At 64.8% G+C, this 25571-nt stretch carries 29 protein-coding genes; 19 read left to right on the top strand and 10 right to left on the bottom strand.

Features of this window, described 5'->3' with window-relative positions; genetic code table 11:
• Positions 1-28 precede the first annotated feature (28 nt).
• Together ligA and DVR09_RS10785 are read left to right on the top strand one after the other, a co-directional pair.
• Positions 29-2155, top strand: coding sequence for an NAD-dependent DNA ligase LigA (gene ligA, locus DVR09_RS10790; protein WP_115417911.1), 2127 nt, complete (start codon positions 29-31; stop codon positions 2153-2155).
• The gene (locus DVR09_RS10785) at positions 2152-2670 is read left to right on the top strand and encodes a CinA family protein (protein WP_115416930.1); all 519 of its coding nucleotides are present in this window, start codon (positions 2152-2154) and stop codon (positions 2668-2670) included. Before ligA ends, DVR09_RS10785 begins: the two co-directional genes overlap by 4 nt.
• Here DVR09_RS10785 and DVR09_RS10780 read toward each other — a convergent pair.
• The gene (locus tag DVR09_RS10780) at positions 2667-3338 is read right to left on the bottom strand and encodes an SDR family oxidoreductase (RefSeq protein ID WP_115416929.1); all 672 of its coding nucleotides are present in this window, start codon (positions 3336-3338) and stop codon (positions 2667-2669) included. The genes DVR09_RS10785 and DVR09_RS10780 overlap by 4 nt on opposite strands.
• Before the next feature lie 141 nt (positions 3339-3479).
• On the opposite strand from DVR09_RS10780, the gene DVR09_RS10775 reads away from it, so the two are divergent.
• Complete coding sequence (locus tag DVR09_RS10775) at positions 3480-4952, top strand: FAD-binding protein (protein WP_162814941.1); 1473 nt, start codon at positions 3480-3482, stop codon at positions 4950-4952.
• A gap of 41 nt (positions 4953-4993) precedes the next feature.
• The gene (bla, locus tag DVR09_RS10770; protein WP_234041406.1) at positions 4994-6121 is read left to right on the top strand and encodes a class A beta-lactamase; all 1128 of its coding nucleotides are present in this window, start codon (positions 4994-4996) and stop codon (positions 6119-6121) included.
• On the opposite strand, the gene DVR09_RS10765 is transcribed toward bla (DVR09_RS10770), so the two are convergent.
• Genes DVR09_RS10765 through DVR09_RS10750 form a run of 4 tightly spaced genes read right to left on the bottom strand, consistent with a single transcriptional unit; the run spans position 6118 to position 9313 of the window.
• Positions 6118-6807, bottom strand: a complete 690-nt coding sequence (locus tag DVR09_RS10765; protein WP_234041405.1) for a DUF2459 domain-containing protein — start codon at positions 6805-6807, stop codon at positions 6118-6120. The two genes, bla (DVR09_RS10770) and DVR09_RS10765, sit on opposite strands and share 4 nt — an antisense overlap.
• On the bottom strand, positions 6804-7757 hold the full coding sequence (locus DVR09_RS10760) for a 50S ribosomal protein L11 methyltransferase (protein ID WP_115416927.1): 954 nt from the start codon (positions 7755-7757) through the stop codon (positions 6804-6806). Before DVR09_RS10760 ends, DVR09_RS10765 begins: the two co-directional genes overlap by 4 nt.
• Positions 7702-8613, bottom strand: coding sequence for a subclass B3 metallo-beta-lactamase (gene bla, locus DVR09_RS10755; protein WP_115416926.1), 912 nt, complete (start codon positions 8611-8613; stop codon positions 7702-7704). The genes DVR09_RS10760 and bla (DVR09_RS10755) overlap by 56 nt, the downstream gene beginning before the upstream one ends.
• On the bottom strand, positions 8603-9313 hold the full coding sequence (locus tag DVR09_RS10750; protein ID WP_115416925.1) for an SDR family NAD(P)-dependent oxidoreductase: 711 nt from the start codon (positions 9311-9313) through the stop codon (positions 8603-8605). The genes bla (DVR09_RS10755) and DVR09_RS10750 overlap by 11 nt, the downstream gene beginning before the upstream one ends.
• Before the next feature lie 205 nt (positions 9314-9518).
• On the opposite strand from DVR09_RS10750, the gene sdhC reads away from it, so the two are divergent.
• From sdhC to sdhA, 3 genes are read left to right on the top strand one after another with little or no spacing between them, the layout of a single operon-like run.
• Positions 9519-9899, top strand: coding sequence for a succinate dehydrogenase, cytochrome b556 subunit (sdhC, locus tag DVR09_RS10745; protein ID WP_115416924.1), 381 nt, complete (start codon positions 9519-9521; stop codon positions 9897-9899).
• Between the two features lie 9 nt (positions 9900-9908).
• Positions 9909-10295, top strand: a complete 387-nt coding sequence (gene sdhD / locus DVR09_RS10740) for a succinate dehydrogenase, hydrophobic membrane anchor protein (RefSeq protein ID WP_115416923.1) — start codon at positions 9909-9911, stop codon at positions 10293-10295.
• The gene (gene sdhA, locus DVR09_RS10735) at positions 10295-12139 is read left to right on the top strand and encodes a succinate dehydrogenase flavoprotein subunit (RefSeq protein WP_115416922.1); all 1845 of its coding nucleotides are present in this window, start codon (positions 10295-10297) and stop codon (positions 12137-12139) included. The genes sdhD and sdhA overlap by 1 nt, the downstream gene beginning before the upstream one ends.
• Before the next feature lie 79 nt (positions 12140-12218).
• On the opposite strand, the gene DVR09_RS10730 is transcribed toward sdhA, so the two are convergent.
• Together DVR09_RS10730 and DVR09_RS10725 are read right to left on the bottom strand one after the other, a co-directional pair.
• Positions 12219-12509, bottom strand: coding sequence for a type II toxin-antitoxin system RelE/ParE family toxin (locus DVR09_RS10730; protein WP_115416921.1), 291 nt, complete (start codon positions 12507-12509; stop codon positions 12219-12221).
• Positions 12506-12757 carry a type II toxin-antitoxin system ParD family antitoxin gene (locus tag DVR09_RS10725; RefSeq protein WP_115416920.1) on the bottom strand — a complete coding sequence of 84 codons (252 nt, stop codon included), beginning with the start codon at positions 12755-12757 and terminating at the stop codon, positions 12506-12508. Before DVR09_RS10725 ends, DVR09_RS10730 begins: the two co-directional genes overlap by 4 nt.
• Before the next feature lie 75 nt (positions 12758-12832).
• Here DVR09_RS10725 and DVR09_RS10720 point away from each other — a divergent pair, with 75 nt between their 5' ends.
• Both DVR09_RS10720 and DVR09_RS10715 read left to right on the top strand, forming a co-directional pair.
• Positions 12833-14140 carry a M20/M25/M40 family metallo-hydrolase gene (locus DVR09_RS10720; RefSeq protein ID WP_115416919.1) on the top strand — a complete coding sequence of 436 codons (1308 nt, stop codon included), beginning with the start codon at positions 12833-12835 and terminating at the stop codon, positions 14138-14140.
• Between the two features lie 8 nt (positions 14141-14148).
• Positions 14149-15012: a glycoside hydrolase gene (locus DVR09_RS10715; protein WP_115416918.1), complete on the top strand. Its 864-nt coding sequence runs from the start codon at positions 14149-14151 to the stop codon at positions 15010-15012.
• Positions 15013-15018: 6 nt separating this feature from the next.
• Here DVR09_RS10715 and DVR09_RS10710 read toward each other — a convergent pair whose 3' ends face one another.
• Positions 15019-15453 carry an RrF2 family transcriptional regulator gene (locus DVR09_RS10710; RefSeq protein WP_115417908.1) on the bottom strand — a complete coding sequence of 145 codons (435 nt, stop codon included), beginning with the start codon at positions 15451-15453 and terminating at the stop codon, positions 15019-15021.
• An 83-nt stretch (positions 15454-15536) separates the two neighbouring features.
• On the opposite strand from DVR09_RS10710, the gene DVR09_RS10705 reads away from it, so the two are divergent.
• From DVR09_RS10705 to DVR09_RS10695, 3 genes are read left to right on the top strand one after another with little or no spacing between them, the layout of a single operon-like run.
• Positions 15537-16016 carry a group III truncated hemoglobin gene (locus DVR09_RS10705; RefSeq protein ID WP_115416917.1) on the top strand — a complete coding sequence of 160 codons (480 nt, stop codon included), beginning with the start codon at positions 15537-15539 and terminating at the stop codon, positions 16014-16016.
• Positions 16009-16458, top strand: coding sequence for a hypothetical protein (locus tag DVR09_RS10700; RefSeq protein ID WP_115416916.1), 450 nt, complete (start codon positions 16009-16011; stop codon positions 16456-16458). The genes DVR09_RS10705 and DVR09_RS10700 overlap by 8 nt, the downstream gene beginning before the upstream one ends.
• Positions 16455-16730: a TehB-like domain-containing protein gene (locus DVR09_RS10695; RefSeq protein ID WP_115416915.1), complete on the top strand. Its 276-nt coding sequence runs from the start codon at positions 16455-16457 to the stop codon at positions 16728-16730. The genes DVR09_RS10700 and DVR09_RS10695 overlap by 4 nt, the downstream gene beginning before the upstream one ends.
• Positions 16731-16737: 7 nt before the next feature.
• Here DVR09_RS10695 and DVR09_RS10690 read toward each other — a convergent pair whose 3' ends face one another.
• Entirely contained in the window at positions 16738-17382 is a 645-nt protein-coding gene (locus DVR09_RS10690; RefSeq protein ID WP_115416914.1) for a peptidylprolyl isomerase, read from the bottom strand.
• 136 nt (positions 17383-17518) lie between these two features.
• Here DVR09_RS10690 and DVR09_RS10685 point away from each other — a divergent pair, with 136 nt between their 5' ends.
• A complete protein-coding gene (locus tag DVR09_RS10685) occupies positions 17519-17908 on the top strand; it encodes a BlaI/MecI/CopY family transcriptional regulator (protein WP_115416913.1) in 390 nt (129 codons plus the stop codon).
• A complete protein-coding gene (locus DVR09_RS10680; protein ID WP_115416912.1) occupies positions 17905-19599 on the top strand; it encodes a M56 family metallopeptidase in 1695 nt (564 codons plus the stop codon). Before DVR09_RS10685 ends, DVR09_RS10680 begins: the two co-directional genes overlap by 4 nt.
• Before the next feature lie 93 nt (positions 19600-19692).
• Here the strand turns inward: DVR09_RS10680 and ypfJ are convergent, their stop codons facing one another.
• Positions 19693-20547: a KPN_02809 family neutral zinc metallopeptidase gene (gene ypfJ, locus DVR09_RS10675; protein WP_115417907.1), complete on the bottom strand. Its 855-nt coding sequence runs from the start codon at positions 20545-20547 to the stop codon at positions 19693-19695.
• Between the two features lie 89 nt (positions 20548-20636).
• Between ypfJ and DVR09_RS10670 the strand changes: the two genes are divergently transcribed.
• The 5 genes from DVR09_RS10670 (at position 20637) to DVR09_RS10650 (ending at position 25534) form a co-directional block, all read left to right on the top strand.
• Positions 20637-21392: a 3-hydroxybutyrate dehydrogenase gene (locus DVR09_RS10670; protein ID WP_115416911.1), complete on the top strand. Its 756-nt coding sequence runs from the start codon at positions 20637-20639 to the stop codon at positions 21390-21392.
• 53 nt (positions 21393-21445) lie between these two features.
• Complete coding sequence (locus DVR09_RS10665; RefSeq protein ID WP_115416910.1) at positions 21446-22132, top strand: CPBP family intramembrane glutamic endopeptidase; 687 nt, start codon at positions 21446-21448, stop codon at positions 22130-22132.
• Positions 22133-22210: 78 nt separating this feature from the next.
• Positions 22211-23674, top strand: a complete 1464-nt coding sequence (gene guaB / locus DVR09_RS10660; protein WP_115416909.1) for an IMP dehydrogenase — start codon at positions 22211-22213, stop codon at positions 23672-23674.
• A 112-nt stretch (positions 23675-23786) separates the two neighbouring features.
• Positions 23787-24959, top strand: coding sequence for an RsmB/NOP family class I SAM-dependent RNA methyltransferase (locus DVR09_RS10655; protein WP_115416908.1), 1173 nt, complete (start codon positions 23787-23789; stop codon positions 24957-24959).
• A 20-nt stretch (positions 24960-24979) separates the two neighbouring features.
• Positions 24980-25534, top strand: coding sequence for a tetratricopeptide repeat protein (locus tag DVR09_RS10650; protein WP_417321852.1), 555 nt, complete (start codon positions 24980-24982; stop codon positions 25532-25534).
• The last annotated feature ends 37 nt before the right edge of the window (positions 25535-25571 follow it).

Raw genomic sequence — 25571 nt, 5'->3', positions numbered from 1 at the left:
CACCGAGGCAGAAGCCGCCAACGAGCTGATGCGGCTCGCGAAGCAAATCGCGAAGCACGACCGGCTTTACCATGCCGAGGACGCGCCCGAGATTTCGGATCCGGAATACGATGCGCTGGTCCGCCGCAATGCCGAGCTGGAGGCGGCGTTTCCGCATCTGGTGCGCGAGGATTCGCCCAGCCGGAAGGTCGGGCATACCGCGTCGGCCTCGCCGCTTTCCAAGGTCCGCCACGAGGTTCGCATGATGAGCCTCGACAATGCCTTCAACGCCGAGGAGGTCGAGGAATGGATCGCGCGCGTGCGGCGGTTCCTTTCGCTTGCCGAGGACGCGCCGGTTGCCTTCACCGCCGAGGACAAGATCGACGGCCTGTCCTGCAGCTTGCGCTACGAACAGGGCGCGCTGGTCCGTGCCGCCACGCGCGGCGACGGGCAGGTGGGCGAGGATGTGACGCCCAATGTCGCGCATATCGCCGACATTCCGCAGCAGCTTGCCGGGGACGCGCCCGAAGTGTTCGAGATTCGCGGCGAGGTCTATATGGCGCGCGCCGATTTCGAGGCGCTCAACGCTCGCCTGATGGACGATGCGCGCGCCGCCGCGCAGGAGAAGGGCGAGGATTTCGACCCGGCCAAGGTCCGCCAGTTCGCCAATCCGCGCAATGCCGCCGCAGGCTCGCTGCGGCAGAAGGATGCGAGCGTCACCGCGCAGCGTCCGCTGAAGTTCTGGGCGCATGGCTGGGGCGCGGCGTCCAACGTGCCAGGCGCGACACAAGCGGAGGTTGTGCGCCGGATCGAGCGCTGGGGTGTGCCCGTCTCGCCGCTATTCGCCCGTTTCGACAGCGCATCCGACATCCTCGCGCATTACGAGACGATCGCTACGCAGCGCGCGACGCTGCCCTACGAAATCGACGGCGTCGTCTACAAGGTCGACCGGCTCGATTACCAGCAGCGGCTGGGCTTCGTCGCCAAGGCACCGCGCTGGGCGTTGGCGCACAAATTCCCTGCCGAGCGCGCCGAAACCACGCTGGAGAGCATCGATATCCAGGTCGGGCGCACGGGCAAGCTGACCCCGGTGGGCCGTCTCGCGCCGGTGCTGGTGGGCGGGGTCACGGTAACCAATGTCACGCTGCACAATCGCGACGAGATCGCGCGGCTGGGCGTACGCCCGGGCGACCGCGTGGTGGTCCAGCGGGCGGGCGACGTTATTCCACAGCTTGTGGATAATCTGACCCGCGACGAGCCGAGACCCGACGCGAAGATGCCGGACTTTTCCCGCTGCCCCGAATGCGGCAGCGAGGCCGTGGCGGAGGAAGGCGAAGTCGATGTCCGGTGCACAGGCGGTCTTATCTGTCCCGCACAACGCACGGAAAGACTGAAACATTTTGTCTCTCGCGGTGCGCTCGATATCGATGGGCTGGGGGAGAAGACGATCGATCAGTTCTTCGCCCTCGGCTGGCTCGAAAGCCCCGCAGACATCTTCCGCCTCAACCAGCGCCGCGAGGACATCCTCGCGCTCGACGGGTGGAAGGAGCGGTCTGTGGACAACCTGTTGGCTTCTGTGGAAGCCCGGCGACAGCCCGATGCGGCGCGGCTGCTGTTCGGCCTTGGCATCCGTCATGTCGGTGCGGTTACGGCGCGCGATCTGATGAAGGCCGCTGCCGTGCTCGAAGAGGTCCGCCGACGCGCGGAGGCGTTTGACGAGTACCGGCGCAAAAACCCGCGCGAGGAAGGCGAGAAACCTTCACCGTTCAAGATGCGGATGGACCAACGAGCGAAGGATATCTTCGGCGTGGCGGACCAGTTCGGCGCAACCGTGGCGGAATCTCTGGCCGACTTCTTCCACGAAGACCACAACCGGGCGGTGTGGGACGATATCCTGTCCGAAGTCTCGCCCCCGCTCTACGAGGTCGAGACGAAGGACAGCCCCGTCAGCGGCAAGACCGTGGTCTTCACCGGCAAGCTCGAGACGATGAGCCGCGACGAGGCCAAGGCGCAGGCCGAACGCCTCGGCGCCAAGGCCAGCGGATCGGTCAGCGCGAAGACCGACCTGCTCGTCGCCGGACCGGGCGCGGGCAGCAAGCTGAAAAAGGCCGAGGAACTGGGGATCGAGGTGATCGACGAGGCAGGCTGGGCGAAAATCGTCGCCGAGGCCGGATGAGCTGGCTCGAACAGACGCACCCCATCGCCGCGCGCATCGCAGGTCATTTGCGCGCGCGGGGCGAGACAATTGCGGTGGCCGATGGGGCCAGCGGCGGGCTGATCGCGGCATCGCTGCTGACCGTGCCGGGCGCGCTCGATTTCTTTGTCGGGGGCGGGGTGGTCTATTCGTTCAGGGCGCGCGACGTGCTGTTTGCCCAGCCGCGCGACGCCTATCGCGGAATGCGCGGCGCGAGCGAGAAGTATGCGCTGCTCCAGGCGCGGGCCATTCGCGACAATTTCGGCGCGGCATGGGGTCTGGCGGAAAGCGGATCGGTCGGCGGTTCGACCCATCCGAGCGGTGCACCGGCGGGCCAGAGCTGTGCCGCGCTGGTCGGGCCGGATGGCGAATGGACATGTCTCACGCAGACCGGCAGCGACGCGCGCATCCCCAATATGGAGGCGTTTGCGCGCGCCGCGCTGGATTTTGCGAAGGAAACGCTGGCCGGTGTCGGCCCCTCGACTGCCAGCTCCTAGTCGTTCGGCATGATGTGGATTTCGCGCACGCTGGCAGTGTCCGGCTGTTCCAGCGCGAAAACCACTGAGTTGGCGACATCTTCGGGCTGAATCTTCTCGGGCTTGGGCTCGTCGAAAAAGGGTGTGTCGACCATGCCCGGCGTGATGACCGTACAACGGCCGCCCCATTCGCGCATTTCTTCGGCAAGATTGCCGGCAAAGCCCTGCACGAACCATTTGGTCGCGCCATAGACCGATCCCTTGAGGTGATCGCGACCGGCTTTCGAGCCGGTGACGACGAAATGCCCCTTGGTCTTGCGCAGATGCGGCAGCGTGGCATGCGCGGTGGTCAGCACCGCGAGCACGTTGAGATGGATCATGGCGTGCCACTCCTCCGGGGCGCCTTTCTCGATCCCCGGTTTCGACACGCCCATACCCGCATTGGCGTAAACCGCATCGAGCCCGCCGAAACGGTTCACCGCCCGTTCGACCGCCTTGTCGAGCTGCTCGCGATCGGTGATGTCGCACGGCAGGGCCAGCGCGGTGTCGCCGATCTCTTCGGCAAGGCGTTCGAGTGCGTCCTGCGAGCGGGCGAGCAAGGCGACATTCCATCCGGCATTGGCGGCCGCGCGAGCCGTGGCCGCGCCAATACCGGTGGAAGCGCCGGTTATGAGTAGGGTCTTGGTCATAAGGTCTCCGGAAGAATGACTCTCCCTGACAGTGTCCCGGAGCGGTCTTGGTTCCGGTCCTGTGAGGATGTCGTTCCTGTCCTCGCCAATGCCCGCCGAGCGGGTTATGGCGGGAAGACAGTGGCTTGGCAGGGGGGTGCCATGATTGGGAGCAATCTGAGCAGGAGTGAGCGACGCGCCGATGCGCGCGCGGCAGGAACCGAAGGGAAGCGCTGGATCCGTTCGTGGATAAACGTCTTCCGCTGCGAAACGGAAGCGCGTGTGCCGGCTGACGAAGCGCGGCTCGGTAAACTGATCGGTGAAGGTGAATATACCTGCATCGGCAAATCGCATTCCTATAACGGCGTGCAGGTGGTGCCCGGCGTGACCGCGATGATGATGCGCGAAGGCGGGCTGAAAACGCTGACCTATGATGCCGCGACCGAAACCGTGCGCGTGGGCGCTTCGGTATCCGTGCGCGATCTCAAGCTGTTTCTGCGCGACGAGCATGGCCGCGGTTTGCACAATTCGGGCAATTACATGGAGCAGTCGGTCATCGGCGCCCTGGCGACGGGCACGCATGGCTTCGGCCCGCGTGCGGTGATGGCCGACAGTATCGTCGAGCTGACGTTCCTGAACGGTACGGGGCAGCGGGTGACGCTGAAACGCGGCGATCCCGATTTCGCCTATGTCGCCCTGTCCTTCGGCACGATCGCGCCGATCGTCGAGCTGGTGCTGGAGACCAAGCCGCTCGAACCCTATGTATCGGTCAGCTCGATGAGCCGCCTGTCGAAACTGGGCGAGCTGAAGCAGGGCTCTATCGCGGCGAACTGGGCTGTATTGCCCTATACCGATCCCGACGATCCGGTGATCATGCTCCATGCCCTCGCCGAATGCGACAAGGGGCAGGAGCCTTCCGCACACCCGGAGGCCAAGGGTGGCAGCGGCTGGTTCGCCAAGTGGTTCCTCAAGCGCTATTACAAGTTCGACCGGTTCCTACCGAAACTGCGCCGTCCCATGCAGCGGTTCATCGACTGGCTCGATCTCAAGCAGAGCGAGCGCGTGGTCACCGATCCGGGCGATCTCGATTATCTCTACGATCCCAAACCGGGACTGAAGGAAAACCGCGCGCCGAGCATTACGCGCGGGCTCTTTTCGACCACGTACACAGGGTACAATCTCGCCTTTTTCGTACCGCTCGAAAAAGCGCCCGCCGTGGTGAAATTCATCATTCACGAGGCCGATGCGCTGCGCGATCTGGGCTTCTATCTCAAGGGTATCATCTCGGTGCGCGAACTGCCCGGCGAGGCAGGCCCGCATTTCGCCGCCAATGCCAGGCAGGCGATGGCGGCGATCGACCTGTTCGCCGACCCGCGCGATTATGCCTGGCTCGAGCGGCTCCAGCTTCTCGTGATGCAGTACGAACCGGATACGCGCCCGCATTTCGGCAAGAGCGCGCTGGGGCCGCATTTCCGCGATAGTCTCGGCCAGGCGCATCTCGATCGATTGATGGACATTCATCGTACCCATTACCCACAGGGCAGGCTGATGTTTTCGGAGCGCGTGCGCACGATGCTCGATGTCGGCCGTCCGCTACCGGGCGAAGCGGCGGCGGATTCGGGGCTGGTCGGCTGAAATTTCGGCGGAACATGAACGGTTTCGTGCGTTGAGACAGTGTGTCCGTCCCGCTCCGTTTCCTGCTGATAGCCATTCCGGTCATGCTGCTGGCCGTGCTGGTCGTGTGGCTGGCTCAGGCACAGACGGGTGCGGAAGATCCCGTCGTCGAGCAGGTCCAGGCCGAAATCAAACCGATCGCGCTTTCACCGGACCAGCAAGAGCTTGACCGCGAAATCAGCCGAATCGGCGGCACCTTCGCAGGCCATGTGGGTATCGCCGTGCACGATATCGAGGCGCTCCGAACGCTGCATTTCAACGGGCTGGAGCGCTTCCCGCAACAAAGCGTCAGCAAGCTGTGGGTGGCGATGACCGCTCTCGACGAAGTCGATGCGGGCCGTCTCGATCTGGCCGAAATGGTCGAAATCCGCAGCCGGGACCTTACGGTGTTCTATCAGCCGATCCGCAAGATCGTGCGGCGGAAGGGCAGCTTTTCTTCGGATTACGCCGATCTGATCGCGCGTGCGATCGTCGAAAGCGACAATACCGCGAATGACCGTGTTTTAAGGCGTGTCGGCGGGCCGGAGGCGGTGCAGGATTTCCTCGACGGTCATGGTCTGTCGAGCATCCGTTTCGGCACCGACGAGCGGACCAAGCAGAGCGCGATTGCCGGGCTGGAATGGCGCCAGTCCTATTCGCAGGGGCCGGCCTTTTTCGATGCGCGCGACCAGGTGCCCGATGCGCGTCGGCGCGAGGCCTTCGAAACCTATCTCGCCGATCCGCCGGACGGCGCGCCGCCGGTGGCGATCGTCGAGGCGCTGGCCCGCCTCTATCGCGGCGATTTGCTGTCCGAAGAGTCGACTCGCTTGCTGCTGGACACGCTGGAGCAGACCAAAAGCGGACCGAGGCGACTGAAAGCGGGGGCGCCCGAGGGCTGGACCGTGCGCCACAAGACCGGCACCGGGCAATTTTTCGATGGCGAACAATCGGGTTACAACGATGTCGGCATCGTCACCTCTCCGCAAGGTCGCGGCTATGCCGTCGCGGTGATGATCGCCCGCACGCGAGAGCCGACGCTTACGCGGATGGAGATGATGCAAAGTATCGTGCAGGCAATCGCCAAGTATGACGGTATGCGGGCGAGCGACGCGAATGCGACCGAGCCCAGCCGCGGAGCCGTCGCGCCTTAGCCCTCCGCATGCCCCCGTGTCTCCGGCAGGGGGACCCAGCGCATGACCCCGCCGGCCAGCGGCGTCCACAGCCCGGTACGGATACCGGCTGCGGCGAGCGTGTCGCTGGTCCACTGGTTGCAGGTGTTGCCAAGGTGATAGGTGCCGGGGGCATCGTAGAACACGTCGTGGTCGAAATAGCCGGGATGGATCGCGCGGCCTTCGAGCGGTGGCACGACCCGTTCGATCGCCGTCACCAGCCGGGCGTATTCGTCGGGCGCGATCCTCAGCACGCGCAGCGTTGGACTTGGGGCAGGGCGGATATAGTGCGCGACATGCAGCAGACCGTCGCCATTGGCGAGCGCGCCGACCGCCGTCGACAGCGTGATATCGCCCCAGGTCGGTGTGTTGAGAAATACTTCGCGTTCCCCCCAGCTCACCGAGACATGGGTGTAGGGGCGATAGGGCATCGACAGATCGCGTGCCGGGAACTCCGCACGCCAATCCTTTTGCGGGGAGGTCAGCGGCATGACGATGGCCGTGTGGACGCCATTGGTTTCCACCATGATGTCGATGCCGACGGCGGGCTCGGTCCAGCCTGCATTGCGCGGAATGGCGCTGCCGATCCATGCGGCGAGTAAGAACAGGGTCAGCAGCGTCGCGGGAACGGCCAGTGCCCAGGCAGCCCACTTCGCCGCGCGTCTCACCGTATGCGGCTCTTGCGCAGCCACAGGATCGACCAGTCGCCATTGACCAGCTTGCGCGACAGACGGAAGCCTAGTGCGCGGTAGGCGCGGCGCACGCGGCTCTCCTGCGTTTCGAGCAGGCCGGCAAGCAGCAGGTTGCCGCCCGGTGCGATCGATCCAGCGAAGGACGGCGCAAGCTCCACCAGCGGCCCGGCAAGGATATTGGCGATGAACAGATCGTATGGTCCGCGCAGCGCGAGAAGCGGGTTGTCCATACCGTCGGCAATCACCATCGTCAGTTCGCCCGGTCCGTCGCCTTCGGCAATGGCATTGGTCGCCATATTGTCGCGCACCACGTCCGCGCAGACGGGATCGATATCCGATGCGGTGGCCGTGGCGTTCGGCCAGAGGTGCATGGCGGCGAAGGCCAGCAATCCGGTGCCCGTGCCGATATCGACGTGGTTGCGCGCGACCACGCCTTCGCGCTTCATCAGGTCGAGTATGGCGAGGCAGCCCGCCGTGGTCTCGTGCTGTCCGGTGCCGAAGGCCTGGCTGGCGGGTATGACGAAATCGACCATCGCCGGATCGGCGTCGTGCTCTGGCGTGCGGACGTAAAACCGGCCCGCGCGGATCGGATCGACGCCCTTTTGGCTTTCGGTCACCCAGTCGGTATCGGGCAGTTTTTCGACCGAAAGAGCGGGAGGCGTGCCTTCGAACAGCGCGGCCACGCGCTTGAGATCGGCCGGTTTGGGCTTGCGGTCGAGATAGACTTCGAAAGTCCATTCGTCGGGCAGATGGTCGGCGACCTCCATGCCGGTGACCACCCATTCGCAAGGCCAGTCGAGCGCATCCTCATGCGCGACGAGCGCCGCCCTGGCGACCGGCTTCGATACTTCGGCACGGATCTTCCACGCGTCACTCACCGCCACGCTCCTTGGCGAGCCGCTTGTCGAGCCGCGCCTCGATCGCATCGACATATTGGCTGCAGCTCGTGCCGCCGACCAGCGATCCCCCTGCCGCTCGCTCGACCATCTTGCTCGCCGATGGATGCGGCGTGATCAGCAGGTCGCAGTCGACCTCGCGCAAGGTTTGCAGCCCGGCGCGATAGGCGGCGACATAGTCGGGATGATCGGCGAAGCGGTAATCATCGCTGCTGACCGGCGACAGCGAGTCGGCATAGACGATATCGAGGCAGTCCCCTGCTGCATCGCAGGATTGCCATGTCCAGCTCAGCGCGCCGGGCGAATGTCCGGGGGTGGCGAGCGCGGTGAGGGTGGCGGTTTCGCTGCGGACCGTGTCGCCATCGCCGACCACCACGTCGACCCCGACCGGTTCCATGGCATCGTGCATGCCGAATTGCGGGTCCTGCGGGCCGGATTCGCCCGTTCTCAGGACCTCGACCGCTCTGCGCGAGGCGACGACATGCGCGCCGCTGGCTTGTTTGATCAGCGCGTGTCCGCCGGTGTGATCGAAATGTTCGTGGCTATGCAACAGGCTGGCAATCTCATTGGGGCGGAAGCCGAGCTTGCCGATATTGTCGAGCACTACCTTGGCACCCGCTTCGGTCCCGCTGTCGATCAGCACATGGCCCTGCTCGCCCGCGATAAGGATCGCCGAAATGCCGCAGGTGCCGACGTAATAGGTCGATCCATGGATGCGATAGGGTGGGGCGGGCTTGTCCCATTCGTCCCATTTCGTGCAACCGGACGCCCATTGCTGCGGCGAGACGCGTTCGGGCTCGGGCAGCGGATCGGGCCGCTGGATCGGCGGGGCGCAGGCTGAAGCGAGAGTCGCAAGTGCGCAAGCAAGAAGCGATTTAGCGGACATAGCTGGCTCCATTGGCATCGAGCGTCGCGCCGGTCATGCTCGGCGGTGCATCGAGCGCGCAGAAGGTGATGATCCTGGCGATTTCCTCCGGCTCGGCGACGCGGCCCAGCGGGATGTCGGCGAGCAGGCCGGAACCGCCGCGGCTTTCGAGATAGTCGCCCGCCATCGACGTGTCGGTAAAGCCCGGGGTGATCGCGAAGCTCAATATGCCCTCGCTGGCATATTGGCGCGCGATGGTCTTGTGCATTGCCAGCATCCCGCCCTTGCTCGCCGCATAGTGCCAGTGCGCGGGCGAATCGCCGCGATGGCCCGCCCGGCTGGCAACATGGACGATGCGCCCCGGCACGCCGCGTTCCTGCCAGTGCTTCACGGCGAAACGGCTGAGCTGCGCGGCGGCGGTCAGGTTGATCCGCATCGTATCCTCCCACGCATCGAGCCATTCGATGTCCGATCGCTCGATCGGATTGGGATCGAACAGGCCGGCATTGTTGACCAGCACATCGATCGCGCCGCCGAGACGGGCACGGGCGGCTTCCCACAATTCGTGCGGCGCGCCCGGTTCGCAAAAATCGGCCGGAACGGTGTCGACCGAACTGCTCTGCGTCGCCTGGCCAATGACCTCGGCGCCGCGCGCTTCGAGCGCTGTCTTCGCTGCCGCGCCGATCCCGCGGGAACTGCCTGTAAGAAGGATATTAGTCATTGCCGTCGGTTACCGTCTCAACCCCTCTACGTCACCCCCGCGCAGGCGGGGGTCCATTACAACCGTTGCCAGTGGCAGGAAGGGCATCTGGATTCCCGCCTTCGCGGGAATGACGGGAAGGTTGGAAAGAGGAGGCTCTACGCCTTGCACCATGCGCCAGCTTCGCTAAGGGAAGGCCTCCAAATTATCCAACCGGACGAAACGCATGGCCAACCGCCCGATCGCACCGCACCTTCAGATATGGAAATGGGGGCCGCATATGGCGGTCTCGATCCTCCACCGCATCACCGGCGATGGGCTCGCCCTTGTCGGCCTCGGCGTGCTGCTGTGGTGGCTGGGTGCGATGGCTGCGGGGCCGGACGCCTATGCGACTTTCGAAGCGGTCATGGGATCGCCGCTGGGCATGGTGGTGCTGGTTGGCCTGTCGTGGGCTTTCTTCACCCACATGATGAGCGGCCTTCGCCACTTCGTCCTCGACATCGGCGCCGGTTACGAACTCGACACCAACAAGACCTGGTCGATCCTCGCACCGGTCATCGGCATTCTTCTTACGGCGGGCTTCTGGGCCCTCGTCCTTCTCAAGTGAGCATCACCCATGGGTAACGGAACCTCCATCGGACGCGTGCGCGGGCTCGGCTCGGCGCATGAGGGCGCGCATCACTGGCTGGTGCAGCGCTTCACCGCCATCGGCAATCTGGTGCTGATGCTCTTTCTCGCGGTGAGCCTCGCGCTGCTGCCGGACTATTCCTACGCCGCCGTCACCGGCTGGGCATCGCAGACGCTGGTCGCGACCGCGCTGGCGCTGCTGGTGATTTCGGTCTTCTGGCACGCGCGCCTCGGCCTGCAGGTGCTGATCGAAGATTATGTCCATGACGCCGGCACCAAGTTCGGCACTCTCGCCCTTCTCAACCTTGCAACCATCGGCGGCGGCGCCTTCGGCCTCGTTTCGATCGCCCGCATCGCCCTCGGAGGAGCCGCCTGATGGCCCGTACCGATACTTTCAGCATCAACGGCCGCGAATATCCGATCACCGACCATACCTATGACGTGGTCGTCGTCGGCGCGGGCGGATCGGGCCTGCGCGCCACGATGGGCGCCGCCGAAAGCGGCCTCAAGACCGCCAATATCACCAAGGTCTTCCCGACCCGTTCGCACACCGTCGCGGCGCAGGGCGGCATTGCCGCCAGCCTCGGCAACAACACGCCCGATCACTGGACGTGGCACATGTACGATACCGTCAAGGGCTCCGACTGGCTCGGCGATCAGGACGCGATCGAATATATGGTCCGCGAAGCCCCGCAGGCGGTTTACGAGCTGGAGCATGCGGGCGTGCCCTTCAGCCGCAACGACGACGGCACGATCTACCAGCGCCCCTTTGGCGGCCACATGCAGAACATGGGCGAAGGCCCGCCGGTGCAGCGCACCTGCGCCGCCGCCGACCGCACCGGCCATGCCATGCTCCACGCGCTCTACCAGCAGAGCCTGAAATACGACGCGGACTTCTTCATCGAATATTTCGCGCTCGACCTCATCATGAAGGACGGGGCCAATGGCGAGAAGGAATGCGTCGGCGTGATCGCCATGTGCCTCGACGATGGCACGATCCACCGCTTCCGGTCGAAGGCGGTCGTTCTGGCGACCGGCGGCTATGGCCGCTGCTACTTCACCGCGACATCGGCACACACCTGCACAGGTGACGGCGGCGGCATGGTGCTGCGTGCGGGTCTTCCGATGCAGGATATGGAATTCGTCCAGTTCCACCCGACCGGCATTTACGGCGCGGGCGTGCTTATCACCGAAGGCGCGCGCGGCGAGGGCGGCTATCTCACCAACTCCGAAGGCGAGCGGTTCATGGAGCGCTATGCGCCGAGCGCGAAGGACCTCGCCTCGCGCGATGTCGTCAGCCGTTCGATGGCGCTCGAGATGCGCGAAGGCCGCGGTGTGGGCCCGGAAAAGGACCACATCTACCTCCATCTCGACCATATCGACCCGAACGTGCTCGCGCAGCGCCTGCCGGGCATCACCGAAAGCGGCAAGATCTTCGCCGGTGTCGACCTGACCCGCGAACCGCTTCCGGTCACCCCGACCGTCCACTACAACATGGGCGGCATCCCCTGTAACTATCACGGCGAAGTGATGGCGGGCGATGCGAACGATCCGGAAAAGATCGTCCCCGGCCTGTTCGCGGTGGGCGAAGCGGCCTGCGTTTCGGTCCATGGTGCCAACCGCCTCGGCTCGAACTCGCTGATCGACCTCGTGGTGTTCGGCCGCGCGACCGGCCATCGCCTCAAGGAGCTGATCAAGCCGGGCACGTCGCATGACGAGCTACCCAAGGACAGCGCCGAAATGTCGCTCACGCGTCTCGACCACTTCCGCCATGCCGATGGCGGCACGCCGACCGCGGCGCTGCGCGCGGACATGCAGAAGACCATGACCCGCCACGCAGCCGTGTTCCGCGACAGCAAGCTGATGGCCGAGGGCGTGGAAAACCTGAAGCAGATCAACAAGCGCATGGAGGACGTGAAGGTCCACGACCGCTCGCTGATCTGGAACAGCGACCTTATCGAAACGCTCGAGCTCGACAACCTCATGGCGCAGGCCAATGTCACCATGGCATCGGCCGAAAACCGCAAGGAAAGCCGCGGCGCCCACGCGCATGAGGACTTCCCCGACCGCAACGATGGCGAATGGATGAAGCATACCATCGCCTGGTTCGAAGGCTGGGGCGGAAACGGCGGCGGCGTGAAGATCGACTACCGCCCGGTCCACGAATACACGCTGACCGACGATGTGAAGTATATCGAGCCGAAGAAGCGGGTTTACTAGTCGCGGGGGGAGAGCGTCACCGCATCCGGACAAGCGGCCTGCATGGCAGCGCTCATCGGCCCCCGGCGTGGATTGTGCGCTAGAGGATATCCTCTACATCCATGCGGTTGTGCAGGATGCGGGCGACGTCGATCACCTGCTGGCCAACCCGATAGAAGATCAGGTGCTCTCCGCTCAGGGCCTTGCGAAAGGTTCCGTGGCAACCCTCGTAGTTCGGATAGCTCGCTGGGAAATCGCAGATGCGTAGGAGGCAATCCTCAAGAGCCCGAACATAGTCGTCGGCCTGATCGATGCCCCAGCGTTCGGCGGTGGTTAGCCAGATTTCCGCAAGGTCGCGCCTCGCCGCGTCGCGCAGGCGGAATTGCATCATTCGGCTTTGTAGTTCGCCCGCATATCGCGGAGGAAGCCGTCGAAATCGAATGGCCGGGCAGGCCCGCTGTCGAGCCCTTCTTTCAGCGCGCGGTCCAGCGCTTCGCGTTTGGTATCCTGCGCGATGTACTGCCGCATCGCTTCGCGCACCACTTCGCTGGTGGTGGCGAACTCGCCGCTTTCGACCTTTTTGCGAGCGAAATCGGTATAGGGTTTACCCAAGGCGATAGAGGTATTCTTGGCGGCCATTCGCCAACGATACCAAAATTTGGTATTTGCGGCAAACGCATTGACTTGCGAGGACCGAAACCGTCAATTCACGCGATGCGTTTCATTCTCCCCATGCTGGCAATCGCAGCCTCCTTGGCTTCCCCCGCTGCCGCCCAGCTCACCGCGCCCGAGCAGGCCATCGTCGAAACCGTCGAGAGCGGGTTCGAGAGCGATGTCGCGCTGCTCGAAGAAATCACGCTCATCAATTCGGGCACGCATAACCATGCGGGCGTGAAGGCAGTGGCCGATGTGCTGGTGCCCGAGTTCGAGGCCCTCGGATTCGCGGTCGAGTGGATCGACCAGTCTGCGGCGGGCCGGGCAGGGCATCTCTTCGCGCGGCACGAGGGCGCGCCCGGCACCACCAAGATGCTGCTGATCGGGCATCTCGACACGGTGTTCGAACCGGAATCGCCCTTTACCGGCTTCCTCTGCGAGGGCGACAGGGCGGTCGGGCCGGGCGTGGTCGACGACAAGGGCGGGATCGTCGTGATCCTTTCCGCCCTGCGGGCGATGAAGGCGGCGGGCACCCTCGATGGCGCCAACATCGTCGTCGCGCTGACGGGCGACGAGGAGGATGCGGGCGAACCCCTGGAGGCTGCGCGCCGCGACCTTGTCGAAGCAGGCGAATGGGCCGATGTCGCGCTGGGCTTCGAGGGGTTGTCGGTGCTCGACGGCAAGGATGCGGGCGTGATCGCGCGGCGATCCTCGGGGAGCTGGACGCTGACGACAAATGCGAAGAGCGGGCACAGTTCGGGCATTTTCTCCGAGCATGCGGGCTATGGCGCGATCTACGAGATGGCGCGCATCCTCGACACTTTCCGCCGCGAACTGCCGGAAGAAAACCTGACCTACAATGTCGGACTTGTCGCGGGCGGAACCCCCGCTGAATTGGGCGAGGACGGTCTTTCCGCTACCACCAGCGGGAAGACCAACATCATCCCGTCCAGCGCCGTGGCGCGCGGCGATCTGCGCGCGCTGACGCAGGAGCAGAACGAGCGCACGGCCGAAACGATGCGCGCCATCGTCGCCGATCACCTGCCCGGCACCGAAGCCGAGATAACGATCGAATTCCGCTATCCGCCGATGGCGCCGACCGATGGCAACCGCGCACTGCTGGACAAGCTCAACGTCATCAACGCCGATCTCGGCCGCGAGCCGATGGCCCCCTATCCGCCCTCGCGCCGCGGGGCGGCCGATATCAGCTTCGTCGCGCCCTACACGCACGGGCTCGCCGGAATGGGGCCTGCGGGCAGTGGCAGCCATGCCGAGGGCGAGGCGATCGATTTGCGCTCGATAGTGCGGCAGGCGCAGCGCACGGCGATCCTCATGAGCCGCCTGGCGAAAGAGGCCTCGGACAAATAGCTTTCTCGATGCGGTTTCTGTCGATCACAGCCTGCGCGGCATTGCTCGCCTCTTGCGCGACCACCGCCGGTACGCCTCCTGCAGTGCTAGGGGCGGCGCCCTTCTATCAGAAGCATGTCGACGCGATGGGCATTCCGATCCTCTCGTCCTCGCGCGTGCCCGACGAGGCGCTGTTCGCCGCGCGCGACATGATGCGCGGGATGCTCGCGCACCGGCCCGATCTGGCCGCCTGGCTGGCCGCCAACGACTACCGGGTCGCCCTGATCGCGCGTGACGAGGCGCTGCTCGACCTTCCCGAGAACGCCCACTGGACCAAGCCCGCGAGAGACGATCCGCGCCTCACGCGCTGCGAGATCAAGCATTACGAGGTGCGCATCGGGTCGAAGAGCACCCGCGAATATTGGGACAATCGCGCGCGCGGAATCGGAGGCGAGCGGATGGTCGGATCGGAAGAGGACGTGCTCGGCCTGCCGATCAGCCGCTATTTCGGCGAAACGATCTTCGTTCACGAATTCGCCCATAATGTGCTGTTCGCGATCGAGGGTGCGGACCCTGCGCTCTATCGCAAAGTCGAGGCGGCCTATGCCAATGCGCTGGCGAACGGGCTGTGGTTCGAGGAATATACGACCACCACGATACAGGAATACTGGGCCGAAGGGACGCAGTTCTGGTTCAATTCCAACCGTCTGCAAGCCTTCGACGGGCGGCAGATCCTGGGTCACACCGATCTTTCGGCCTACGATCCGCAGCTTTTCGCGGTGCTGGCCGAGGCTTACGGCGAGCGGCATGCGCTGAAGAGCGATCCCTTCCACATGCATCCCGCACGCACACCGCCCGGACGGCCGCCGGAGAACACGGCCGAAATCTGCTGAGCGCGGTCAGGCCGGTTGCGGCGTCAACCGGTCAAGCAACCGAGTCCGGTCTGCGGCAATATCCGCCAGGGTGAAGCCGTCGAGATGGGCGAGGAATGCCTCGAGCGCACCGGATAATGCGGGTTTGAGCCCGCAGGCCCCATCGATCATGCATTCCGCCTTGCCGCCCATGCAGGCGACGAAGCCGTCGAAGTGCTCGAGCGAGCGTACAACGGCGCCGACATTGATCGCGTTGGCTGGCCGGGCAAGCCGGAGTCCGCCACCACGGCCGCGCTGCGTATCGACGAAGCCCGCCGCCGCCAGATCCTGCGCCACCTTGGCGAGGTGGTTGCGCGAAATCGCATAGCGTTGGGCGATCCAGTCGATCGAAAGGGTTCGATCGGTGGCGGCCAGCGCCATGAGCATGCGCAGGGCGTAATCAGTGCGGAGGTTCAGTTGCATAAAAAAGGTATATTGGATGTTGCTTTTGTGTGCAAGTGCGATAAAAGGCATATCAAATACCTATTAAAGAGTCGGAGCCCTCGATGTCGGAAGTCCAGGAACGTACCCGCGAGGAAGTGCGGGCCGCGCGAGCCGCAAAGCGCGCCGAGGCCGAAGCGCTCGGCGTGGACGAGGCTTTCGTCTCGAACATGGTCGAGCACTTCTATGCCGCGATCCGCGAGGACGATCTGCTCGGCCCGATCTTCGCCGAACGGATCGACGACTGGCCTACTCATCTTGCGAGAATGAAAGCGTTCTGGCGCTCTATTCTGTTCAACAGCGGCGAATTCTCGGGCAATCCCATGCGTAAGCACATGGCGATACCGGGCCTCGAAGAGCATCATTTCGCCCGCTGGCTCGAGCTGCTCTACGCCACCCTGCGCGCGCTGGAGGAAGAGCCGGATGGAACCCGGCTCGTCGCCGGTCGCGCGCGCTCCATTGCCGATAGCCTGCTAACCGGGATCGCCGTTCGCCGCGACGGCCTGGTCGGCTCGCGAGCAGGAAAGGACCTTCCCCATGTATGACGATCACACATTTCTCGCCGCCGAACATCCCGACGCCGTCGTGGAACTCGAAGCGCTCGAATCCTCGCTCTCGCCGATCGCCGCGCCGCCTGTGGCGCCCGCCAATCACGGCTTCCAGCTTCCGCGCCGCCTCTGGCTGTCGATGTTTGCGTGCTATGCGATCTTCTTCGGCTTCATCGCCATTGCCACCGGGGGCAGCGGTGCCGCTCGGTTCGCAATCGTGGTGTCGGCGCTCTATACGCTCGTCTATTTCGGCGTCGCGCGTATCGGTGCCCGGCAGGCTGGGCCGGAAGTGCCGTCGCCGCTGGAGCGCGGGCGGGCGCTGATGACATGGACCGGCCCGATGGAGCCGCGCGCGGTTTATGCGCAGATCCTGATCGTGCCGGCGGTGATCGCCTTTTTCGCAATCGGTATCGCGATACTCGGTCCTTTCGCGGCATGAGCGAGGCGCGGCTGAAAACCTATCGCCAGATCGGCCCGTTCGATGAAACCAGCCTACCCGCAGGATTGCTTGCGGAACATCGCCTGAAGCCGGGAACATGGGGGCGACTGGAAATGATCGCCGGGGCGGTCATGCTCGTATGGGACGATGAGGCAGGGGGGCGCGAACGACTTTCCGCCGGCGATATCGCTCGAATACCGCCGCAACGCCCGCATCATCTCGAACCCGAGGGGCCGTTCACGCTCTCGATCGCATTCCAGCGCCCTGCCTGATCCCGGCTCAGTCCGGAGCGGCATCCACGCGCCGCATATCGACGATCTCGACCGGGTCCGTGAGCAATTGCCCCTTCATCCACCCTTCGCCCTTGTCGGGATCGGGCGGGAGCGCGTGGATCGCATGGACCACTTCCATCCCCTCGACGACATATCCAAACACAGCGAATCCCGCCTGCAGGCTGGGGTCGGGTGAGGCCGGATTGGCATCGAGCCCGGTCTGGTCCTTGATCATGATCGAGAAATCGCCCGTCGCCGTGCCGGGATCGTAGCGCGCCATCGACAAGGCTCCGTCGGTATGGCTGAGGCCGGTCCGGGTGGTCGGTTCATGCGCGATCGGATCGAGCACACGGTCGGGATGCATCTGTGTTCCGCCTTGCAGCAAGCCGCTGGGCGGCTCGCCCCAGTCGAGATGCATGGCGCGGTAGAACTTTGTCCCGTCGAAGCGGTCCTCGTCGACATAGCGCAGGAAATTGGCCGCCGTGATCGGCGCACGCTCGGTCTCGATCGAAACGGTGATGTCGCCCATGCTGGTTTCGATCATCACCAGTTGGGTATCGAAGGTCGGCTCTTGCGGAGGCGCTTCTTCCTGCGCGAATAGGGGCGAGGCGAGGAGGGCGAGCGGGGCCAGTGCGGCGATGATCCGTGTCATTCATCCAGACTGATATGTCGTTGGTCGAGAAGCAAGCGTCTTTCCCGCCCATTCATCCAGGCTTCAGGTTTACATCCGTAGTCGTTGCAGCTACAGACGTAATCGAAGAATTACGCGTACAGGTCAGGAGCAGGGAATGGCGAAGCGCAAGAACGCTCTCGGGGAACGGATCAGCGAAGCCGAGCACGCCGTGATGGAAGTGCTGTGGGACAAGAGCCCGATTTCCGCTGCCGAGGTGTGCGACGAAGTCTGCGCGCAGCGTGACTGGTCGATCCCCACGGTGAAAACGCTGCTGAGCCGCCTGGTCCAGAAGGAAGTGGTCGGCACCGAGCCCGACGGTCGCAAGTTCCTCTATCGTCCGTTGATCGAGCGGTCCGACTATGTCGGGGGCGAGAGCCGCCGCCTGGTCGATCGCCTGTTCGGCGGCCGCGCCGCGCCGCTCTTTGCGCAGCTTGCCGAAAGCGAGGCGCTGACCGAGGACGATCTCGCCGAAATCGAAGCGCTCTTGAGGGAGATGCGCAAATGACCGAGCTTATCCGCGAATATTGGGACTGGTTCCTATTCGATACGCTGGTGTGGACCGGTGCCCTGCTCGGCTTCGCGCTGCTGCTGCGCCGCCCGGTGGCGAAATATCTTGGCGCCGGGGCGGCCTATGCCCTGTGGTTCCTGCCGCTGGCCCGCCTGCTGTTTCCGCCGGTCACGCTTCCCGCATGGATGAAGCCGAGCTTTCTGGAAAGTGCGCCCGCCGCCGAACCTGTCGTGACCGACCTCGCGCTGGCTCCCGCCGCCGAAAGCGGTTTTTCCTATACCGATGTCATGGCACCGGTAACGCCAGCGACGATGGAATCGCCGGTCGATTTCGTCGTGCCTCTGGTAATCCTCTGGCTGGTCGGCGCGGCGATCTTCATGGGGCGGCGCTTCTGGCTCTATGGAGAGCTGCGCCGCGAATTGCTCGAGGATGCGCGTCCCGTGGGCGAGGTCGGCAATATACGCCTGGTCGAGACCACTGCGATATCCGGTCCGATGGCTTTTGGCGTCATCGACAAGGTCGTGGCCTTGCCCGATGGCTTCATGGTCAGCCGCGAACGCCAGGTCCGCGATCTCGCCATCGCGCATGAGCTCGAACACCACTACGGCCACGATATTCTCGTCAACGTGCTGATCCAGCCGCTATTCGCCGTGCACTGGTTCAATCCGCTGGGCTGGATGGGCTGGACCGCCATGCGCCGCGACCAGGAGGCGGCCTGCGATGCTCGCGTGGTCGCCAGCCGCAGCCGCGACGAGCGCGCCGCCTATGCCGCGATCATCGCCGATTTCGCCCGCCGCCCGCAGATCGCCCCGCGACCCGCGCTGGCGGCGCCGATGGCCTGTCCCGTTCTCGGCGACAAGTCGATCATCCACCGCCTGCGCAGCCTGCCCATGACCGACCATTCCCGCCGCCGCCGGGTTGCCGCGCGCGGTGCCGTGGCCGCCGCCGTCCTCGCGCTGCCGATGACCGCCAGCATCTGTTATGTTGGCGTATCGCCGGCCACGGCGGGCGATACGCCGGAGCCGACCGAAGCCGTGTGGGCGCTTGCAGATACGGAACAGCCTGTGTCGGTCGATCGGAATGTGGAGCACATCGTGAAACGCGCCGAGCTCGCGCATCTCGATGTCGAGGCCATGACCGAGATGATCGAGGACCGTGTCGAACGGGCCGAGACGATCCGCGAGCGTGCGGAAGAGAGCCGCGAACGGGCTGAAGAACTCCGGGAGGAACATTTAGCGGACGGTCGCCGTGAATGGACTGAAGACCGCATCCGGTATGCGCAGGACCGCAAGCAATGGGCTGATGGTCGCGTCCAGTGGGCCGAAAGCCGCGCCGCAAGCGCCGAGAGCCAGGCGAAGAGCGCCAGAGCCCGTGCCGTGGCGCATGCCGAATGGACCAACGATCTCGGCGAAACGATCGGTAAATCGGTCGCGATCGGAATGGCCAATGTTCCCGAGGTAATCGAGGATTGCCGCTATCCCGACAACCCCGTCACTTCGATCGAGAACGATGGCCGCGTCACCATGTATATTTGCGATACGGCCGGCGATCGGCTCGCACTCAAGGCCTTGCGGCAGGCACGTCAAGGGATCGAAACGAACAGTCGACTTTCAGACGAGATGCGTCAGGACATCCTGCGTGACCTGGACGAAGAAATCCGCGAATTGAAGCGCGCGATCCGTAGCTGACCTTGTGCTTCAAGCCCGGCGCTGCGCTACGCAGCATACCCAGGAAGGGCGCGGTCGGCGGGACCGCGCCCTTTCGCGTTTTCGTGGTCGGCCTCAGCCGATCGCGGTGATCCGGTCGCAGGCCCGGTCGTCGCCTTGCAGCCCGAGCCTTAGCGCGTCGCTGCGTTGCTTGCTGGTACCGTGGGTGAAGTTCTCGCTCGAAACGCGGCCGCCGGTCAGTCGGTCGTCGCCGATCGCGGCGGCGGCTTCCATGCCTTCCTCGATATCGCCCGGCTCGATCAGATTGCGGTTCTTACCCGCCCATACTCCGGCGTAGCAATCGGCCTGCAATTCCATCAGCACCTGCAACTGGTTGCGGCGGCTGGGGTTCTGCTGCTGCGCGCTGCGGATTTGTTCGGAAATCCCGGTGATGGTCTGGATGTGGTGGCCGTATTCATGCGCAAGCACGTAATAGCGCGCGAAATCGCCGCCTGCGCCAAGCTGCCGTTCCAGCGTGTCGTAAAAACTGGTATCGATATAGATCGTCTGGTCGGCCGGGCAGTAAAACGGCCCCATCGAGGAATTGCCCGTGCCGCACCCGGTACGCACCCCGCCGCCGCCATACAGATCGAGCGTGGGCTGCTGGAACCGGTCGCCCAGGCCCTGCTGCTGGAACGTCATCGCCCAGGTCTGGTTGAGCGATTGCAACCCGTTGCAGGCTTCGCGCGCATATTCGCTGCTTGTGCAGATTTCCTGTTCGTCGGTATTGGCTGGGCCGGATGCGACTTGGCCCTGCTGCACGCTTTCGACCATGCCCGCAGTCTGCATCGGGTCGAGCCCGAAGACGAAATAGCCGACCGCGGCGATCACGATCGTGCCGCAGCCCAAGCCGCCCGCCTTGCCGCCAGGCATCCCGCCGCCGCTCGATCGCACGTTGATATTCCCGGTATTGAACGGATTGAGCCGCATGCGCTCCCCCATGATTATGGCCGCTTTACAGCGCACCCCATGTGCGCGATGGCCGCTATCGAATACAGACCTAACGCTTGGAGCCCCGAATGTTTCTCGAAGGAAAACGCGCACTCGTCACCGGATCGACCAGCGGCATCGGCCTCGCCATCGCGCGGGCGTTGGCGGGTGAGGGGGCCGAGGTCGTCCTCAACGGCTTCGGCGACGAGGGCGAGATCGCGCAATTGTGCGAAGAGCTGGGCGCCAGCCACAATGGCGCGGATCTGACCGATGTGGCCCAGATCGAGGCGATGATGGCAGAAGCGGGCGCGGTCGATATTCTCGTGAACAATGCCGGGATGCAGCATGTCGCGCCGGTCGAGGAATTCCCGGTCGAAAAGTGGGAAACGATCATCGCGCTGAACCTCACCGCCGCGTTTCACACCGTGCGGCTTGCCGTGCCGGGCATGAAGGGCAAGGGCTGGGGCCGGATCATCAACACCGCCAGCGCGCATTCCAAGGTCGCGAGCCCCTTCAAGAGCGCCTACAATTCCGCCAAGCATGGCCTTGACGGGTTCACCAAGACCATCGCGCTGGAACTCGCCGAACATGGCGTGACGGCCAACTGCATCAGCCCCGGCTATGTCTGGACCCCGCTGGTCGAAAACCAGATCCCCGACACGATGAAGGCCCGGGGGTTGACCCGCGAAGAGGTCATCAACGATGTTTTGCTGGTCAAGCAGGCGACCAAGAAGTTCGTCCAGCCCGAAGAGATCGGTGCGCTCGCCGCATTTCTGTGCCGCGACGAGGCGCAGAACGTCAACGGCGCCAACTGGAGTGTGGATGGCGGCTGGACGGCGGAGTAGGCAATTGGGGCCTTCCTCTTGACACTGAATTAAGTCAGTAACACAGCTTGGGCATGAGAACCGCACGCATACTTGGCGCCGTCTTCGGCGGCACCGTCGCCTGGTATGGCCTCGCCATCATCGCCGATTACCTTTTCGTCACCCAATGGAATATCGACGGGGGCGCGCGCTATGCATTGCTCGGCATCATCCAGTTCCTCGCCGGGACCGCAGCGGTCGTCGGAGCGATTAAACTTGCAGGCCTACAGCCGGCACGAGTGGGGTTCACCACGAAGAATTTCGGCAGCGACGCGGCCATCGGCGTCGCGGTCGCGCTGGTGTTCGCCGTGCTGCAATTCCTGGTCATCATCCCGGCAACAGGCGGTGCCGAACGCAGCGATGTGGTGGCCAATGCCGCGCAGATCGGTGAAGGGCTGGGCAGCCTTTCAGGGGTGCTGGCGCTGGCCATCCTCGGTTCGAGCGCGGAAGAGTTCCTGTTCCGCGGACTGATGCTGGGCGGCATCGCGCTCGCGCTCAAGGGTGGTATTACCGGACGCGTGGCAGCCACCGTGCTGGTTGTCGTCCTGTTCGCGCTCAGTCACGGGTACCAGGGCTGGGCGGGGATCGTCGACACCGGGATATACGGCGGGCTGGTGCTGTCGCTGCTTTACTGGTGGCGGGGCGGCCGCTTGGCAGCGCCGGTCTTTGCGCACATAGGGTGGAACCTGATCGCCGCGCTGGGCATCTACTTTCTTTACTAAGGCAGGGGAGCCTCTGGCTAATCCTCCAAACCGTCGTTACATGGGCCGCCACATTTCCCCCGGCAGGCGATTCTCTCAGTGGCACATCTCGACATTCCCCTCGGTCTTACTTTCGACGACGTTCTCCTCGTTCCGGCCGAGAGCGACATCCTGCCGTCGATGGCGAATACCGCCACGCGGCTGACGCGCGAGATTTCGCTCAACATCCCGGTGATCTCCTCCGCGATGGACACCGTGACCGAGGCCGATATGGCCATCGCCATGGCGCAGCTGGGCGGCATCGGCGTGCTCCACCGCAATTTCGAGATCGAGGATCAGGCCGCCGCCGTGCGTGCGGTCAAGCGCTATGAAAGCGGCATGGTGGTCAACCCGATTACCATCCATCCCGACGCCACGCTGGGAGAGGCGCAGGAGATCATGGCGGCGAACCGCATCAGCGGGATCCCGGTGACCGATCGCGGCGGCAAGCTGGTCGGCATCCTGACCAATCGCGACGTGCGCTTCGCCGAGAACGCGCGTCAGCCCGTGAGCGAGCTGATGACCACCGAGAACCTCGCCACGGTGCCGCTCGGCACGAGCCAGGAAGAAGCGCGCAAGCTGCTTCACCAGCGCCGGATCGAGAAGCTGTTGGTGGTCGATGATAGCGGACGCTGCGTCGGTCTCATCACCGTCAAGGATATCGAAAAGGCCGTCGCCTATCCCGCCGCGACGAAGGATGCGAGCGGCCGTCTGCGCGTGGCTGCCGCCACCACGGTCGGCGATAAGGGGTTCGAGCGCACCGAAGCGCTGATCGATGCCGAGGTCGACGTGGTGGTGATCGACACCGCGCACGGCCACAACAAGGACGTCGCCCGTTCGGTCGAGCGAGTGAAGAAGCTGTCCAACAGCGTGCAGGTCATCGCCGGCAATATCGCCACGGGCGAGGCGGCCAAAGTGCTTGCGGGCGCGGGCGCCGATGCGGTCAAGGTCGGCATCGGCCCGGGCTCGATCTGCACCACGCGCGTTGTCGCCGGTGTCGGTGTGCCGCAGCTCACCGCGATCATGGACTGCGTCGAGGAAGCGGAAAAGCTGGGCGTTCCGGCGATTGCCGATGGCGGCCTGCGCACCAGCGGCGATGCGGCCAAGGCGCTGGCCGCCGGGGCTTCGTCGATCATGGTCGGTTCGATGCTGGCCGGGACCGAGGAAGCGCCGGGCGAAACCTTCATTTACCAGGGCCGCAGCTACAAGAGCTATCGCGGCATGGGCAGCGTCGGCGCGATGGCGCGCGGAAGCGCCGACCGCTATTTCCAGGCCGATGTCAGTCAGCAGAAGCTGGTGCCCGAAGGAATCGAGGGGCAGGTGCCCTATAAAGGCCCGGCAGCCGCCGTGGTTCACCAGCTTGTCGGCGGGATCAAGGCGGCGATGGGGTATACCGGTAGCGCCTCGATCGAGGATCTGCGCAAGCGCGCGAATTTCGTGCGCATCACCAATGCGGGTCTTGCAGAAAGCCATGTCCATGACGTTGCGATCACGCGCGAGGCGCCGAATTATCCCACACGATGACATCGCTCATGACATCGTGTGAGTCCCCGCGAAGGCGGGGACCTCGGGCCACCTGCGATTCGCCTGCTTCACGCGACCCCCGCCTCTGTGGCGGGTCGGCAAGGGTGCGAACATGACCCCCGCAGCCCGCGTCCAGACCGCGATCGAGCTGCTCGATGCGATCATCGCGGCGGCACAGGCGAAAGGCGCGCCCGCCGACCGCATCCTGGCCGACTGGTTTCGCGGGCATCGCTTCGCCGGATCGAAAGATCGCCGCGCGATCCGCGAACTGGTTTACAGCGCGATCCGCGCCTGCGGGCCGGTGCCCGCCACGGGGCGCGCGGCCATGCTGCGTCTTGCTGAGCTGGACGAGAGCATTGCGCCGCTATTCGATGGGTCGAATTACGGCCCCGCTGCCATCGGTCAGAGCGAGCAGGCGGCACGGGGCGGTGTCGCTCCAGAGTGGCTCGAAAACCGCCTCGCCGCGTCCGACATCTCCGGCGAGGAGGCCGCAGCGCTGCTCGACCGCGCGCCGCTCGACCTGCGCGTCAACACGCTGAAGGCCGACCGTGCCACTCTCGACTTGCCGGTCGACGCCGAGCCGACCGCAGTGCCCAATGGCCTGCGGATTGCGACCGGCACATCGATCGAGCAATGGCCCGAGTATCGCGAGGGTAAGGTCGAGGTGCAGGATACCGGCTCGCAAGCGGCCTGCCTTGCGATCGGTGCCCGCCCCGGCGAAACGGTGATCGACCTGTGCGCAGGCGGTGGCGGCAAGACGCTCGCGCTGGCAGCCGCGATGGACAATCTCGGCCGCCTTGTCGCGTCGGACACCGACCGGGGCCGCCTGTCGCGCCTTACACCGCGCGCGGAGCGTGCCGGGGCTACCAATATCGAGGCCGTGCTCCTCAACCCGCAACAGGAACTCGAAGCGCTCGAAGCGCATGTCGGCAAGGCGGATGCGGTTCTGATCGATGCGCCGTGTTCGGGCACGGGCACGTGGCGACGCAATCCCGAAGCCCGCTGGCGGCTGGACGAAAAGGAGCTACAGCGTCTTGCAGCCACCCAGTCGCACCTGCTCGATGTCGCGGCCAAGCTGGTGAAGCCGGGCGGACGGATTGTGTACGTCACCTGTTCGTTGCTGGACGAGGAAGGCGCTGGGCAATTCGAGGCCTTCCTTGCGCGCAACCCGGGCCTTAAGCCCCGCGAAATCGATCTCCCGCTCGGGCGGGAACGCGGGGCCGGAACCCGGCTCACGCCGTACCATGACGGTACGGATGGATTTTTCATCGCCTGTGCAGGATGAACGTGTTAGCCATGTCGATTATGGCTGACACGCCAAGCCCTGAACGGACTAATCTGCTGGAGACGATCATGCGTTTCGTACCCGCCGCCGCCGCCCTTTCGCTGGCCCTTGCCGTGACGTCGAGCGTCGGGTGGGCGGGAGACCGCGAACCGGCCCCGCGTGCGGGCATGCTGATTGCCGAAGGGCAGGCGGCGCTCGACCAGGGCGATACGCAGGGCGCGATCGACGCCTTCGAGGCCGCGTTGGCGGTGGATCCGGGATACGCACCGATCTTTCTCCGCCTCGCCGAAGCCGCGCGGGCGGATCAGCTTCAGGGCAAGGCGATCCGCTATTACCGCGAAGCGCTGACGCGCGACCCGCGTAATCTCGCCGCGATCGCGGGCGAGGGTGAAGCGCTGGTTGAAAAAGGCGCGGTCGAGAAGGCGAAGGGCAATCTCGCCAAGCTCCAGTCGCTGTGCGGGGCGACCTGCCCGGAAACGCAAACCCTGTCGGCCCGTATCGCCGCCGGCCCGCCCACGCGCATTCAGACCGCCGAAGCGGTGATGCCCGATGCCGCGGTGACGCAATCGAACTGATCTGAGCCCCTGCCAAGCGGGCGGGGATTGCCATCGG

The sequence above is a fragment of the Erythrobacter aureus genome, from assembly GCF_003355455.1.
GTDB classification, from domain to species: domain Bacteria; phylum Pseudomonadota; class Alphaproteobacteria; order Sphingomonadales; family Sphingomonadaceae; genus Qipengyuania; species Qipengyuania aurea.
Note: the sequence above shows the minus strand (reverse complement) of the source record. Positions and strands in the feature narration are given on the sequence as shown.